The sequence below is a fragment of the Klebsiella oxytoca genome (assembly GCF_009707385.1).
Classification (GTDB): domain Bacteria; phylum Pseudomonadota; class Gammaproteobacteria; order Enterobacterales; family Enterobacteriaceae; genus Klebsiella; species Klebsiella oxytoca_C.
Genome location: NZ_CP046115.1, coordinates 20,179 through 34,940, shown reverse-complemented (window position 1 = coordinate 34,940; position 14,762 = coordinate 20,179). Strand labels below are relative to the sequence as shown.

Genomic DNA, 14,762 nt, shown 5'->3' with positions numbered 1-14,762 from the left:
TTAAAGGACGTTTTATACGACACGCGACATACCTCGAAGGGAGCAGGAGTAAAAACGTGATGTCAGTGTCGCTCTTGAGTCGAAACGTTGCTCGTAAGCTTCTGTTTATTCAGTTACTGGCAGTAATAGCAAGTGGACTGCTGTTCAGCCTAAAAGACCCTTTCTGGGGCATCTCTGCGGTAAGCGGAGGTTTGGCGGTCATTTTGCCAAATATGATATTTATGATTTTTGCCTGGCGCCATCAGGCGCATACACCAGCTAAAGGCCGAGTGGCCTGGTCCTTCGCCTTCGGTGAAGCGTTCAAGGTGTTGCTGACCTTCGCTCTTCTGGCGGTGGCGCTGGCAGTTTTGAAAGTGGTATTTTTGCCGCTGATAGTGACGTGGGTTTTGGTGCTGGTGGTACAAGTTCTGGCGCCAGCTGTAATTAACAACAAAGGGTAAAAGGCATCATGGCTTCAGAAAATATGACGCCGCAGGATTACATAGGCCACCATCTGAATAACCTTCAGCTGGACCTGCGTACATTCTCGCTGGTGGATCCGCACAACCCCCCGGCCACCTTCTGGACGCTCAACATTGACTCCATGTTTTTCTCAGTGGTGCTCGGTCTGTTATTCCTGTTTATGTTCCGCAGCGTGGCTAAAAAGGCGACAACCGGCGTTCCTGGCAAGTTCCAGACCTTTATTGAGATGATCATCGGTTTCGTCCATGGTAGCGTCAAAGACATGTATCATGGCAAAAGCAAGGTCATTGCTCCGCTGGCCCTCACCGTGTTCGTTTGGGTATTCCTGATGAACCTGATGGATCTGCTGCCTATCGACTTTATCCCCTGGATCGGTGAACACGTTCTTGGCCTGCCTGCTCTGCGCGTGGTGCCGTCTGCTGACGTTAACATCACCCTGTCGATGGCGCTTGGCGTATTTATCCTGATTCTTTTCTACAGCATCAAAATGAAAGGCGTGGGCGGGTTCGTTAAAGAACTGACCCTACAGCCGTTCAATCACTGGGCGTTCATTCCTGTCAACTTAATCCTTGAAGGGGTAAGCCTGCTGTCTAAACCTGTATCACTGGGTCTGCGACTGTTCGGCAACATGTATGCCGGTGAGCTGATTTTCATTCTGATTGCTGGCCTGTTGCCGTGGTGGTCACAGTGGATTCTGAATGTGCCATGGGCCATTTTCCACATCCTGATTATTACGCTGCAAGCCTTCATCTTCATGGTTCTGACGATTGTCTATCTGTCGATGGCGTCTGAAGAGCATTGATTTTTACCAACATACTACGTTTTAACTGAAACAAACTGGAGACTGTCATGGAAAACCTGAATATGGATCTGCTGTACATGGCTGCCGCTGTGATGATGGGTCTGGCGGCAATCGGTGCTGCGATCGGTATCGGCATCCTCGGGGGTAAATTCCTGGAAGGCGCAGCGCGTCAACCGGATCTGATTCCTCTGCTGCGTACTCAGTTCTTTATCGTTATGGGTCTGGTGGATGCTATCCCGATGATCGCTGTAGGTCTGGGTCTGTACGTGATGTTCGCCGTCGCGTAGTAAGTTGTTCGAAAGAAACCTAAGCCACAGAGTTATTTTTTAAGAGGTATTGTGCTGTGAACATGAACGCAACAATCCTCGGCCAGGCCATCGCGTTTGTTATCTTCGTATGGTTCTGCATGAAGTATGTATGGCCGCCGTTAATGGCTGCCATCGAAAAGCGCCAGAAAGAAATTTCTGACGGTTTGGCTTCTGCAGAACGCGCTAAGAAAGATTTGGACCTTGCACAGGCCAACGCGACCGACCAGCTGAAAAAAGCGAAAGCGGAAGCCCAGGTAATCATCGAGCAGGCTAACAAGCGTCGCTCTCAGATCCTGGACGAAGCCAAAGCTGAAGCAGAACAGGAACGCACCAAAATCGTCGCACAGGCGCAGGCTGAAATTGATGCCGAACGTAAACGTGCTCGTGAGGAGCTGCGTAAGCAGGTCGCTATCCTGGCTGTTGCTGGCGCCGAGAAGATCATCGAACGTTCCGTGGATGAAGCTGCTAACAGCGACATCGTGGATAAACTTGTCGCTGAACTGTAAGGAGGGAGGGGCTGATGTCTGAATTTGTAACGGTAGCTCGCCCCTACGCCAAAGCAGCTTTTGACTTTGCCGTCGAACACAACAGTGTTGAACGCTGGCAGGATATGCTGGCGTTTGCCGCTGAAGTGACTAAAAACGAACAAATGGCAGAGCTACTCTCTGGCGCACTGGCGCCGGAAACGCTCTCTGATGCGTTTATCGCGGTTTGTGGTGAGCAACTGGACGAGAACGGTCAAAACCTGATTCGGGTAATGGCTGAAAACGGTCGTCTGAATGCGCTCCCTGATGTTCTCGAGCAGTTCATTCACCTGCGCGCTGCCAGTGAGGCAACCGCAGAGGTAGAAGTTACTTCTGCCGCCCAAATGAGTGAAGAACAGCTTGCGAAAATCGCCAGCGCGATGGAAAAACGTCTGTCACGCAAAGTTAAGCTGAATTGCAAAATCGATAAGTCTGTAATGGCAGGCGTAATCATCCGCTCGGGTGATATGGTCATTGATGGTAGCGTACGCGGCCGTCTTGAACGCCTTGCAGACGTCTTGCAGTCTTAAGGGGACTGGAGCATGCAACTGAATTCCACCGAAATCAGCGAACTGATCAAGCAGCGCATTGCTCAGTTCAATGTTGTGAGCGAGGCTCATAACGAAGGTACTATCGTTTCTGTCAGTGACGGTGTTATCCGCATTCACGGCCTGGCCGATTGTATGCAGGGTGAGATGATCGCTCTGCCGGGTAACCGTTACGCAATCGCACTGAACCTGGAGCGCGACTCCGTTGGTGCGGTTGTTATGGGTCCGTACGCTGACCTCGCCGAAGGCATGAAGGTTAAATGTACTGGCCGTATCCTTGAAGTTCCGGTTGGCCGTGGCCTGCTGGGACGTGTGGTTAACACCCTGGGTGCACCGATTGATGGTAAAGGTCCGCTGGAGCACGACGGCTTCTCCGCAGTTGAAGCTATCGCTCCGGGCGTAATCGAACGTCAGTCCGTCGATCAGCCGGTACAGACCGGTTATAAATCCGTTGATGCCATGATCCCAATCGGTCGTGGTCAGCGTGAACTGATCATCGGCGACCGTCAGACCGGTAAAACCGCTCTGGCAATCGACGCCATCATCAACCAGCGTGATTCCGGCATCAAGTGCGTGTACGTGGCAATCGGCCAGAAAGCGTCCACCATTTCTAACGTGGTGCGTAAACTGGAAGAACACGGCGCGCTGGCTAACACCATCGTTGTGGTTGCTACCGCATCTGAATCTGCTGCACTGCAATACCTGGCGCCGTATGCCGGTTGTGCAATGGGTGAATACTTCCGCGACCGCGGCGAAGATGCGCTGATCATTTATGATGACCTGTCTAAACAGGCTGTCGCTTACCGCCAGATCTCCCTGCTGCTCCGTCGTCCGCCAGGACGTGAAGCATTCCCGGGCGACGTATTCTACCTCCACTCTCGTCTGCTGGAGCGTGCTGCACGCGTTAACGTTGAATACGTTGAAGCTTTCACCAAAGGTGAAGTGAAAGGTAAAACCGGTTCTCTGACTGCGCTGCCGATTATCGAAACCCAGGCGGGTGACGTTTCTGCGTTCGTTCCGACCAACGTAATCTCCATTACCGATGGTCAGATCTTCCTGGAAACCAACCTGTTTAACTCCGGTATTCGTCCTGCGGTTAACCCGGGTATCTCCGTATCCCGTGTTGGTGGTGCTGCTCAGACCAAGATCATGAAGAAACTGTCCGGTGGTATTCGTACCGCTCTGGCACAGTATCGCGAACTGGCGGCGTTTTCCCAGTTTGCCTCTGACCTTGACGATGCAACCCGTAAGCAGCTGGACCACGGTCAGAAAGTAACTGAACTGCTGAAACAGAAACAGTATGCGCCGATGTCCGTTGCGCAGCAGTCTCTGGTTCTGTTCGCGGCAGAACGTGGTTATCTGGCTGATGTAGAGCTGGCGAAAATCGGTAGTTTTGAAGCCGCTCTGCTGGCTTACGTCGACCGTGATCATGCTCCGTTGATGCAAGAGATCAACCAGTCCGGTGGCTATAACGACGAAATCGAAGGCAAGCTGAAAGGCATCCTCGATTCCTTCAAAGCAACCCAATCCTGGTAAAGTCTGGCGGCTTGCTTTAGAGCAGGCCGCAAGGCATTGAGGAGAAGCTCATGGCCGGCGCAAAAGAGATACGTAGTAAGATCGCAAGCGTCCAGAACACGCAAAAGATCACTAAAGCGATGGAAATGGTCGCCGCTTCCAAAATGCGTAAATCGCAGGAGCGCATGGCAGCCAGCCGTCCTTATGCAGATACTATGCGCAAAGTGATCGGTCACCTTGCGAACGGTAATCTGGAATATAAGCACCCTTACCTGGAAGAACGCGACGTTAAACGCGTGGGCTACCTGGTGGTGTCTACCGACCGTGGTCTGTGTGGTGGCTTGAACATTAACCTGTTCAAAAAGCTGCTGGCGGAAATGAAAGCATGGTCCGATAAAGGCGTTCAGTGCGAACTCGCAATGATCGGCTCGAAGGGCGTGTCTTTCTTTAATTCCGTTAGCGGTAATGTTGTCGCCCAGGTGACGGGTATGGGGGATAACCCATCCCTGTCCGAACTGATCGGTCCGGTAAAAGTGATGTTGCAGGCCTACGATGAAGGCCGTCTGGACAAGCTGTATATTGTCAGCAACAAATTTATTAACACCATGTCTCAGGTTCCAACCATTACTCAGCTGCTGCCGTTACCGGCTTCAGAAGATGGTGAGTTGAAGCGTAAATCCTGGGATTACCTGTATGAACCCGATCCGAAAGCGCTGCTGGATACCCTGCTGCGTCGTTATGTGGAATCTCAGGTTTATCAGGGCGTGGTAGAAAACCTGGCCAGCGAGCAGGCCGCACGTATGGTGGCGATGAAAGCCGCGACCGACAATGGCGGCAGCCTGATTAAAGAGCTGCAGTTGGTATACAACAAAGCTCGTCAGGCCAGCATTACTCAGGAACTCACCGAGATCGTCGGTGGAGCATCCGCGGTATAACCAGGTTAATTCGTAGAGGATTCAAGATGGCTACTGGAAAAATTGTCCAGGTAATCGGCGCCGTGGTCGACGTCGAATTCCCTCAGGATGCCGTACCGCGCGTGTACGAGGCTCTTGAGGTACAAAATGGTAGTGAGAATCTGGTGCTGGAAGTTCAGCAGCAGCTCGGCGGCGGTATTGTTCGTACCATCGCTATGGGTTCTTCCGACGGTCTGCGTCGTGGTCTGGAAGTTAAAGACCTTGAGCACCCGATCGAAGTCCCGGTAGGTAAAGCAACGCTGGGTCGTATCATGAACGTACTGGGTCAACCGGTAGACATGAAAGGCGACATCGGCGAAGAAGAGCGTTGGGCTATCCACCGCGCAGCGCCTTCCTACGAAGAGTTGTCAAACTCTCAGGAACTGCTGGAAACCGGCATCAAAGTTATCGACCTGATGTGTCCGTTTGCGAAGGGCGGTAAAGTTGGTCTGTTCGGTGGTGCGGGTGTAGGTAAAACCGTAAACATGATGGAGCTGATCCGTAACATCGCGATCGAGCACTCCGGTTACTCCGTGTTTGCGGGCGTAGGTGAACGTACTCGTGAGGGTAACGACTTCTACCACGAAATGACTGACTCCAACGTTATCGATAAAGTATCCCTGGTGTATGGCCAGATGAACGAGCCGCCGGGAAACCGTCTGCGCGTTGCGCTGACCGGTCTGACCATGGCTGAGAAGTTCCGTGACGAAGGTCGTGACGTTCTGCTGTTCGTCGATAACATCTATCGTTACACCCTGGCCGGTACTGAAGTATCCGCGCTGCTGGGTCGTATGCCTTCAGCGGTAGGTTACCAGCCGACTCTGGCGGAAGAGATGGGCGTTCTGCAGGAACGTATCACCTCTACCAAAACCGGTTCGATCACTTCCGTACAGGCGGTATACGTACCGGCGGATGACTTGACTGACCCGTCTCCAGCAACCACCTTTGCGCACCTTGACGCCACCGTGGTACTGAGCCGTCAGATCGCCTCTCTGGGTATTTACCCGGCAGTTGACCCGCTGGATTCCACCAGCCGTCAGCTCGATCCGCTGGTTGTTGGTCAGGAGCACTACGACACCGCTCGTGGCGTTCAGTCCATCCTGCAGCGTTATCAGGAACTGAAAGACATTATCGCCATCCTGGGTATGGATGAGCTGTCTGAAGAGGATAAACTGGTGGTAGCTCGCGCGCGTAAGATTCAGCGCTTCCTGTCCCAGCCGTTCTTCGTGGCAGAAGTATTTACCGGTTCTCCGGGCAAATACGTCTCCCTGAAAGACACCATCCGTGGCTTTAAAGGCATCATGGAAGGCGAATACGATCACCTGCCGGAGCAGGCGTTCTACATGGTCGGTTCTATCGACGAAGCCGTGGAAAAAGCCAAAAAACTTTAACGCCTTAATCGGAGGGTGATATGGCAATGACTTACCACCTGGACGTCGTCAGCGCAGAGAAACAAATGTTCTCTGGTCTGGTCGAGAAAATCCAGGTAACGGGTAGCGAAGGTGAACTGGGTATTTACCCGGGTCACGCGCCGCTGCTCACCGCCATTAAGCCTGGTATGATTCGCATCGTTAAGCAGCACGGTCACGAAGAGTTTATCTACCTGTCAGGCGGCATTCTTGAAGTGCAGCCGGGCAGCACGACCGTTCTGGCTGATACGGCAATTCGTGGCCAGGATCTCGACGAAGCGCGAGCTCTGGAAGCGAAACGTAAGGCTGAAGAGCACATTAAGAGCTCTCATGGTGATGTGGATTACGCTCAGGCGTCTGCGGAACTGGCCAAAGCGATCGCTAAACTGCGCGTTATCGAGTTGACCAAAAAAGCGATGTAACACCGGCTTGAAAGTTAAAAAGCCAGTCTGGTTTTCCAGGCTGGCTTTTTTTATGGTTTCGTTTCAGAAAAACCGAAACTGAAAAGCCAGTTTAATATTTTTGTGATATAGGTCTCATTTTTATTGATCGACTTAAAAATTGAGCGTAGACTTCTTTTTGTGATTTAAATCACAAAAATAGTTAGTCAAAATGTAATTACTATCCAGGAAGACATCATGAAACTGCTCAACAAAATCATCGCTTTCTTCAGTGCTATGAACGTCACTTTCGGTACTTTTAATAACTAAGAATCAAACTATCCATATCTGCTTTTGCGCTGTACCGCTAACTAAAACGACAACACATGCGGTGTGAAGCAGGAAAGAAAGTAAAAAGGTCGCTCTGAGCGACCTTTGTGCTTTTACAGTGGCGAACTAATTGCGGCTGAGGAAGTTACCAGTGTTGAAGCTGCCGTCGGCCTCACGTATTAGCGGTTCCGGCAGGGCCAGACTTTGATAGTCGGTGTTGTTAATGCTCTTTCCTTGAGCGTTAATGCTTTTGCCGCCGTGGATAAAGTAGTTACTGTCGTCAATGTTTCCGACAACGGCATCGTCATATTTCCCCGGCTGGCTGCGCAAGGAAAGGTTATCGCTGAAGATCCCCTGTGTTTCCGGGGCGCCATAAGGGCTTGGGCGGAATATGTAGTTAAAGCGCTGATTATCTACGGCGACGTTGTTGACCACCACCAGCTTGCCGGGATTAAAGTTGTCGGTAAAACCGTCGAGATGGTTCCCGATGGCGATGCTATTACGTACCTCATGAGCAACCGGCTGCCCTTCCCCGCCGAGCTTAAAACCGTTGCTGGTATTATTGCGGGCAATGGAATTCTCGATCACCACAACTCCGTTGGCGCCATCTTCAATCTTGTTGAACAGGTCGAAGCCGTCATCAATATTATCGTGTGAGTAACAGCCTTCCAGCCGGTTTCCTTCCCCTACGCGCATCTTCACCGCAAAACCATCGGCGTTAATTTTCCCCGGGTCTTCGTTATTAAAAGATTCAGAATTCACCACCCGGTTATAGCTGGCCCACAGCGGGCGACCAACGTCCGGCGGAGAGGAAATTTGAATGCCGGTATCATCGTTACGATAAGCCGTGACGTTCTCAATCAGGTTATGGCTACCCTGAATACGCAGACTCTTGTCCGTAATGTCTATTCCAGCGAGATGCCAGTAGCTGGCATCCAGCAACAGGCCATGAATGACGGCTTTACCGTCGGCTTTCAGGGTCTTGGTCTGGTCTTTCAGGCCGCTGGCGCTAAGAGGTATCGTCGTTTGCGGGTAATCACCGGCGGCTAATATAATTTCCCCGCCAGCAGGCACCAGCTCTACTGCGGAGGCTAAATCCAAAGGAGAGTCTACCGTCCCTTTAGCCTGCGGTTGTCCCTCTGGAGCAGCATAAAGCTTATTTCCTGTCACTTTGGCACTTTGTTCAACCGTCAGCGTCTGGGTTAACGTTTTTGCGCTGGTGGCTGGAGTGAAGATGACTTCGAACGTGCTTTTCTCTTGCAGAACGGCAGGCAGGATAAACATCTCTCCGGCCTTCACGGTTTTATCCTGCCAGATCACCACTTCATCCTGACGAACGGTTATGCGTCCGTCACTGTTGGTTCGCGCCTGGAGTATATACTCTTTGCCCTGGCTTTTTGCGCCTGAGGCAATCTGCATGACCGGCGGCCAGCTTTTGGCAACATATGGCGCTGAGGGGACTGTATTTGCCGCGGAGGTCGTGAGTGAAGCGTTGCTGACGGTGATTTTTGCGTTACGCGAAGCAAAAAAACCGACGTAGTAATGTTCTTTATCCTGTTGTGTAATCAGATCTGCATGAGGAACCTGCTGACTAATCCATTCATTGCTGCCTGTCGCAGCCCATGAGGTAATGAATCCGTCGTTGGTACGTTCCAGCTTGAGTTGAAAAGTCGGCGTTTGCTTTAAATCGATTTTCTCTTTATAGCTCTCACGCTTTATTGATGCGCCAGCATTACCCCATGGTTGGGTTATCCCTTCTCGGCTGATAGCCTGGAGTTTGATATGCGAGTGATCTTTTTTATCCTGGGTCATAATGGCGTTCATCACCATATTAGATGCCGCAGGAAACTCTTCATAGCCGACTTTTAGCGGCTGTTGACGCGCTATACCAATCACATCGCGTACCAGCAATCCCGCCCCTTCCTGGGCTGCCGGACGTGCGCCATTTTCCGGACCGAACTGATTGACGGTCACCGTTGCCTGCAGGATAAAATTCTGGCTGGCAGGTAGCTCGGTATAAAAGAAGGTTAACCCATCGTGGGAATTGGCAATTTTTCCGCCGCGGCTCTCAATAGTTATGGGCTGGCTAAGATCGGCGAGGTCTGCAGGATTCAGTTTTTTGCCAGCAATTGTGACATCATTGACGCCGATCTTTTCCGGCAGCACGTTGGAGGAGAAATTACTGTCTGTGGATTGCCCGAAGGCGATAGCCCGCCATTGATAACCTTCGTTGGCCTGCAGTGGTAGCGCGATTATCGAGCTGCAAAGGGTTAATGCCAAAGGTATTTTGTTATTCATTTTTTTCTCCTGGGTAATTATTGAGCGGTATTATCAGGAAAATGAAATGGCGTTTCTATTTATCGCGTCACAATAAATGAATATTAAAACTGTGTTTTATTTTATTATTTTTCTTTATTCAGGCATCAAAAAAACAGCAAAAGCAGTGGGATAGCTAGTATTGCTGCTCGTAATATTGATTTTTTTGCCCTGAACAGGTTTGCGCTGGCTAAAAATAGCGCTCTAAAATGGTGTATAGCGCTGAGCCTGCGCGTTTTATCTTCGTCTCGTTTCATGATGAAAAATATGTAGATATTTCAACGTGAAAGGCTTTTACTTTTCGTTCCAACAGCAGTCAGGATGCGTATGTCAAACAGTCCTATGAGCGTGGTCATTCTTGCCGCCGGCAAAGGTACCCGCATGTATTCCGATCTTCCCAAGGTATTGCATTGTCTGGCTGGTAAGCCAATGGTGCAGCATGTTATTGATGCAGCTAAAGAATTAGGTGCTTCAGCCGTGCATCTGGTCTATGGGCACGGCGGCGATCTGCTGCGCCAGACGCTGCACGAAGATAATCTTAACTGGGTCTTACAGGCTGAACAGCTTGGTACCGGTCATGCTATGCAGCAGGCGGCGCCGTTCTTCAGCGACGATGAAGATATTCTGATGCTGTACGGCGACGTGCCGCTGATCTCTGTTGAAACATTGAAGCGTCTACGGGAAGCGAAACCGCAGGGCGGCATTGGTTTGTTGACGGTGAAGCTTGAGGATCCAACCGGCTATGGCCGCATTACGCGTGATAACGGCACGGTAACGGGGATTGTTGAGCATAAAGATGCCAGCGAAGAACAGCGAAAGATTCAGGAGATTAATACCGGCATCCTGGTCGCCAACGGCGCGGATCTTAAACGCTGGCTGGCTAAACTGACAAATAACAACGTTCAGGGCGAATACTATATCACCGATATTATCGCCATGGCCTACGCCGAGGGCCGTGAAATTGCCGCGGTTCATCCCCAACGTTTAAGTGAAGTGGAAGGCGTGAATAATCGCCTGCAGTTATCCCGCCTTGAACGCGTCTGGCAGTCTGAACAGGCGGATAGACTGCTGTTCGCAGGCGTTATGCTGCGCGATCCGGCACGTTTTGATCTGCGCGGCGTGCTCAAACATGGGCGAGATGTTGAAATTGATACTAACGTTATCCTCGAAGGGAACGTGACGCTGGGCAATCGGGTGAAGATTGGTACCGGTTGCGTCATCAAGAACAGCGTCATTGGCGATGACTGCGAAATCAGCCCCTATACGGTGGTGGAAGATGCTCACCTGGAAGCCGCCTGCACTATCGGCCCATTCGCTCGCCTGCGTCCGGGTGCGGAGCTTCTGGAAGGCGCGCACGTTGGCAACTTTGTCGAAATTAAAAAGGCGCGCCTGGGTAAAGGCACTAAAGCCGGACATCTCTCCTATCTTGGTGACGCTGAGATTGGCGATAACGTTAATATCGGCGCTGGCACTATCACCTGTAACTATGATGGCGCAAATAAGCACAAAACGGTGATTGGCGATGATGTGTTTGTCGGTTCCGATAGCCAACTGGTGGCTCCGGTAACCGTTGGCAACGGCGTCACTATCGCTGCTGGAACAACGGTAACGCGCAATGTTGCCGATAACGAATTAGTTTTAAGCCGCGTACCGCAGGTCCATAAACAGGGCTGGCAGCGTCCGGTGAAGAAAAAGTAACGCTATTTCTCTTTCGCCCTTTCGGGGGAAAGAGCGGGGTGAGGGGATAAAATAATCCTCCCCCCACGGCAGTACCTATAAAAATAACCCCACTCTCTACAAGGCTCGGGGCGCCCGAAATACGGGCAAACAGGTTGACCGACAACGTATGGCATACAGCCAAAATCGGAATTAAAAACTATGTGTGGAATTGTTGGCGCAGTCGCGCAGCGTGATATTGCTGAAATCCTTCTCGAAGGTTTACGTCGTCTGGAATACCGCGGTTATGACTCCGCCGGTCTGGCGGTCGTCGATAACGAAGGTCATATGAACCGCGTTCGTCGCCTTGGGAAAGTCCAGATGCTGGCTCAGGCGTTGGAAGAACATCCGTTACACGGCGGGACCGGGATTGCCCATACCCGCTGGGCGACGCATGGTGAGCCATCTGAAGGTAATGCGCATCCGCATGTTTCTGACCATATTGTAGTGGTGCATAACGGGATCATCGAAAACCATGAGCCGCTGCGCGAGCTGCTGCAGTCAAGGGGCTACGTATTTGCCTCCGAGACGGACACTGAAGTTATTGCGCACCTGGTGCATTGGGAACTGGAGCAAGGCGGTACTCTGCGTGATGCCGTTCTGCGCACTATCCCGCAGCTGCGCGGCGCTTACGGCACGGTGATCATGGATTCCCGCGATCCGGGTACGCTGCTGGCCGCTCGTTCAGGTAGCCCGCTGGTGATTGGCCTGGGCATGGGAGAAAACTTCATCGCCTCCGATCAGCTGGCGCTGTTACCGGTTACCCGCCGCTTTATCTTCCTCGAAGAGGGCGATATTGCGGAAGTTACCCGCCGCTCGGTGACTGTCTTTGATAAATCAGGTGCGGAAGTGCTGCGCCCGGATATTGAATCCAATCTGCAGTACGATGCGGGTGATAAAGGTATCTATCGCCACTATATGCAAAAAGAGATCTACGAGCAGCCAAACGCTATCAAAAACACCCTTTCCGGGCGTATTAGCCATGGCGAGGTTGATCTGAGCGAGCTGGGCCCGAAAGCTAACGAGCTGCTGTCCCAGGTTGAGCATATCCAGATTATCGCCTGCGGTACCTCCTATAACTCAGGTATGGTTTCCCGCTACTGGTTTGAGTCGCTGGCCGGTGTGCCGTGCGATGTCGAAATCGCTTCTGAGTTCCGCTATCGTAAATCGGCCGTGCGTCGTAACAGTCTGATGATCACCCTCTCGCAGTCCGGCGAGACGGCGGATACGCTGGCTGGTCTGCGTCTGTCGAAAGAGCTGGGCTATCTGGGTTCGCTGGCGATCTGTAACGTGCCGGGTTCATCACTGGTGCGAGAGTCCGATCTGGCGATGATGACCAACGCCGGGACGGAAATTGGCGTTGCCTCGACCAAGGCGTTCACGACGCAGCTGACCGTTCTGCTGATGCTGGTGGCGAAACTGGCTCGCCTCAAAGGTCAGGATGCCGCTATCGAACACGATATCGTGCATGGTCTGCAGGCGCTGCCAAGCCGCATTGAGCAGGTGCTCTCGCAGGACAAGCGTATTGAAGCGTTGGCTGAGAATTTCTCTGACAAACACCACGCGCTGTTCCTTGGCCGCGGCGATCAGTATCCAATCGCCCTTGAAGGGGCGCTGAAGCTGAAAGAGATCTCCTATATTCACGCGGAAGCCTATGCCGCCGGCGAGCTGAAGCACGGTCCGCTGGCGCTGATTGATGCGGAAATGCCGGTAGTGGTGGTGGCACCGAACAACGAACTGCTGGAAAAACTGAAATCCAACATTGAAGAAGTTCGCGCCCGCGGCGGTCAGCTGTACGTTTTCGCCGACGGCGATGCGGGTTTCACCGGCAGCGACAATATGCACATCATTGAGATGCCGCATGTTGAAGAGGTGATTGCGCCAATCTTCTATACCGTACCGCTGCAGCTGCTGGCATATCACGTCGCGCTGATTAAAGGTACTGACGTTGACCAGCCGCGTAACCTGGCGAAATCGGTGACCGTGGAATAACGAATTTACACCGTTGAAAGGGCTGCCTTCCGGCAGCCCTTTTTGTTATCCGTATGGGTTGGATAGCGGCTGTTGTTCCACCCGCTTTATGACAGTCTGTCATTTTTAATACGCTTTTTGCCTGTCATAAAAATAAAATTTTCCGCTAATCTTTTCATCATTATTTAAATTAACAATATGATTTATATTGTTTTTATTTATCATTAAAACCTGCATTTTGGTGTGTCATAAAACTGTAATAATTCGTACATTTTACTGTCACCTGTTTGTCCTATTTTGCTCACCATAGCTTCGAAACAATGGTTTACGAATCCAGCAGGAGACATTATGAACGTTATGCGTACCACCGTCGCAACAGTTGTCGCCGCGACCTTATCGATGAGCGCTTTCTCTGCATTCGCAGCAGCAAGCCTGACTGGCGCAGGTGCTACTTTTCCTGCTCCGGTGTATGCCAAATGGGCTGATACCTACCAGAAAGAGACGGGTAATAAAGTCAATTACCAGGGTATTGGTTCTTCTGGTGGCGTAAAACAGATCACCGCCAACACCGTTGACTTCGGTGCTTCTGATGCTCCTCTGGCCGATGACAAACTGGCTCAGGAAGGTCTGTTCCAGTTCCCGACCGTTATCGGCGGCGTGGTACTGGCTATCAACCTGCCGGGTGTAAAATCCGGTGAGCTGGTGCTCGACGGTAAAACGTTGGGTGACATCTACCTGGGCAAAATTAAAAAATGGGATGACGAGGCCATTGCTAAGCTCAACCCTGGCCTGAAGCTGCCTTCTCAGAATATCGCTGTCGTCCGCCGTGCGGATGGCTCCGGTACTTCCTTCGTTTTCACCAGCTACCTGGCGAAAGTGAACGAAGAGTGGAAATCTAAAATTGGCGCTGGCTCTACCGTAAACTGGCCGACCGGACTGGGTGGTAAAGGCAACGACGGCATTGCCGCTTTCGTTCAGCGTCTGCCTGGCTCTATCGGCTACGTTGAGTATGCTTACGCGAAACAAAACAACCTTGCTTACACCAAACTGCTGTCTGCTGACGGTAAGCCGGTGAGTCCAACTGAAGATAATTTCGCTAATGCTGCGAAAGGAATCGACTGGAGCAAATCCTTTGCACAGGATTTGACTAACCAGAAAGGCGATAACGCGTGGCCGATCACCTCAACGACCTTCATCCTGGTGCATAAGGCTTCCAACAAGCCAGAGCAGACCGCTGAAGTGCTGAAGTTCTTCGACTGGGCATACAAAAACGGTGGTAAAGAAGCAAACGCGCTGGATTATGCCACTCTGCCGGAAAACGTGGTTGAGCAAGTTCGCGCAGCATGGAAGACCAACGTAAAGGACAGCAGCGGTAAAGCGCTGTACTAATACCCGTCATTTTTCGAGCTGCAGCAGCGGTGTACCCCGGTCACATAGCGTGATTAGGCATAAGTTGGCCGTCTTCCTGTAGCTCGAATTATTTAGGGTATGGCATTACCTTTGCCAGAAAGATCAGTAAACTACGTGT

General features: G+C 51.6%; 13 protein-coding genes. 12 read left to right on the top strand and 1 reads right to left on the bottom strand.

Annotated elements, in window-relative coordinates; translation table 11 throughout:
• Positions 1-59: 59 nt before the first annotated feature.
• The 9 genes from atpI to GJ746_RS00140 are packed head-to-tail and all read left to right on the top strand — an operon-like array spanning position 60 to position 6,943.
• Positions 60-440 (top strand): F0F1 ATP synthase subunit I, encoded by a 381-nt coding sequence (atpI, locus tag GJ746_RS00180; protein WP_154682606.1) that lies wholly within the window; start codon positions 60-62, stop codon positions 438-440.
• Positions 441-448: 8 nt separating this feature from the next.
• Positions 449-1,264, top strand: a complete 816-nt coding sequence (gene atpB / locus GJ746_RS00175; protein WP_004127037.1) for a F0F1 ATP synthase subunit A — start codon at positions 449-451, stop codon at positions 1,262-1,264.
• A gap of 47 nt (positions 1,265-1,311) precedes the next feature.
• Positions 1,312-1,551 (top strand): F0F1 ATP synthase subunit C, encoded by a 240-nt coding sequence (gene atpE, locus GJ746_RS00170; RefSeq protein ID WP_000429386.1) that lies wholly within the window; start codon positions 1,312-1,314, stop codon positions 1,549-1,551.
• Between the two features lie 56 nt (positions 1,552-1,607).
• Complete coding sequence (atpF, locus tag GJ746_RS00165) at positions 1,608-2,078, top strand: F0F1 ATP synthase subunit B (RefSeq protein WP_004107293.1); 471 nt, start codon at positions 1,608-1,610, stop codon at positions 2,076-2,078.
• Between the two features lie 14 nt (positions 2,079-2,092).
• The gene (atpH, locus tag GJ746_RS00160) at positions 2,093-2,626 is read left to right on the top strand and encodes a F0F1 ATP synthase subunit delta (RefSeq protein WP_154678418.1); all 534 of its coding nucleotides are present in this window, start codon (positions 2,093-2,095) and stop codon (positions 2,624-2,626) included.
• 12 nt (positions 2,627-2,638) lie between these two features.
• Positions 2,639-4,180: a F0F1 ATP synthase subunit alpha gene (gene atpA / locus GJ746_RS00155; protein ID WP_139538500.1), complete on the top strand. Its 1,542-nt coding sequence runs from the start codon at positions 2,639-2,641 to the stop codon at positions 4,178-4,180.
• Between the two features lie 50 nt (positions 4,181-4,230).
• Positions 4,231-5,094, top strand: coding sequence for a F0F1 ATP synthase subunit gamma (atpG, locus tag GJ746_RS00150; protein ID WP_004107278.1), 864 nt, complete (start codon positions 4,231-4,233; stop codon positions 5,092-5,094).
• A gap of 26 nt (positions 5,095-5,120) precedes the next feature.
• Entirely contained in the window at positions 5,121-6,503 is a 1,383-nt protein-coding gene (gene atpD, locus GJ746_RS00145; protein WP_004107276.1) for a F0F1 ATP synthase subunit beta, read from the top strand.
• 20 nt (positions 6,504-6,523) lie between these two features.
• Positions 6,524-6,943, top strand: a complete 420-nt coding sequence (locus tag GJ746_RS00140) for a F0F1 ATP synthase subunit epsilon (RefSeq protein WP_004107274.1) — start codon at positions 6,524-6,526, stop codon at positions 6,941-6,943.
• A gap of 414 nt (positions 6,944-7,357) precedes the next feature.
• On the opposite strand, the gene GJ746_RS00135 is transcribed toward GJ746_RS00140, so the two are convergent.
• Positions 7,358-9,529 (bottom strand): right-handed parallel beta-helix repeat-containing protein, encoded by a 2,172-nt coding sequence (locus tag GJ746_RS00135; RefSeq protein WP_154678417.1) that lies wholly within the window; start codon positions 9,527-9,529, stop codon positions 7,358-7,360.
• A 345-nt stretch (positions 9,530-9,874) separates the two neighbouring features.
• Here GJ746_RS00135 and glmU point away from each other — a divergent pair, with 345 nt between their 5' ends.
• The 3 genes from glmU (at position 9,875) to pstS (ending at position 14,623) form a co-directional block, all read left to right on the top strand.
• The gene (glmU, locus tag GJ746_RS00130; protein ID WP_154678416.1) at positions 9,875-11,245 is read left to right on the top strand and encodes a bifunctional UDP-N-acetylglucosamine diphosphorylase/glucosamine-1-phosphate N-acetyltransferase GlmU; all 1,371 of its coding nucleotides are present in this window, start codon (positions 9,875-9,877) and stop codon (positions 11,243-11,245) included.
• A gap of 180 nt (positions 11,246-11,425) precedes the next feature.
• Entirely contained in the window at positions 11,426-13,255 is a 1,830-nt protein-coding gene (gene glmS / locus GJ746_RS00125) for a glutamine--fructose-6-phosphate transaminase (isomerizing) (protein ID WP_154678415.1), read from the top strand.
• 327 nt (positions 13,256-13,582) lie between these two features.
• Positions 13,583-14,623, top strand: a complete 1,041-nt coding sequence (gene pstS, locus GJ746_RS00120) for a phosphate ABC transporter substrate-binding protein PstS (protein ID WP_154678414.1) — start codon at positions 13,583-13,585, stop codon at positions 14,621-14,623.
• Positions 14,624-14,762 lie beyond the last annotated feature (139 nt).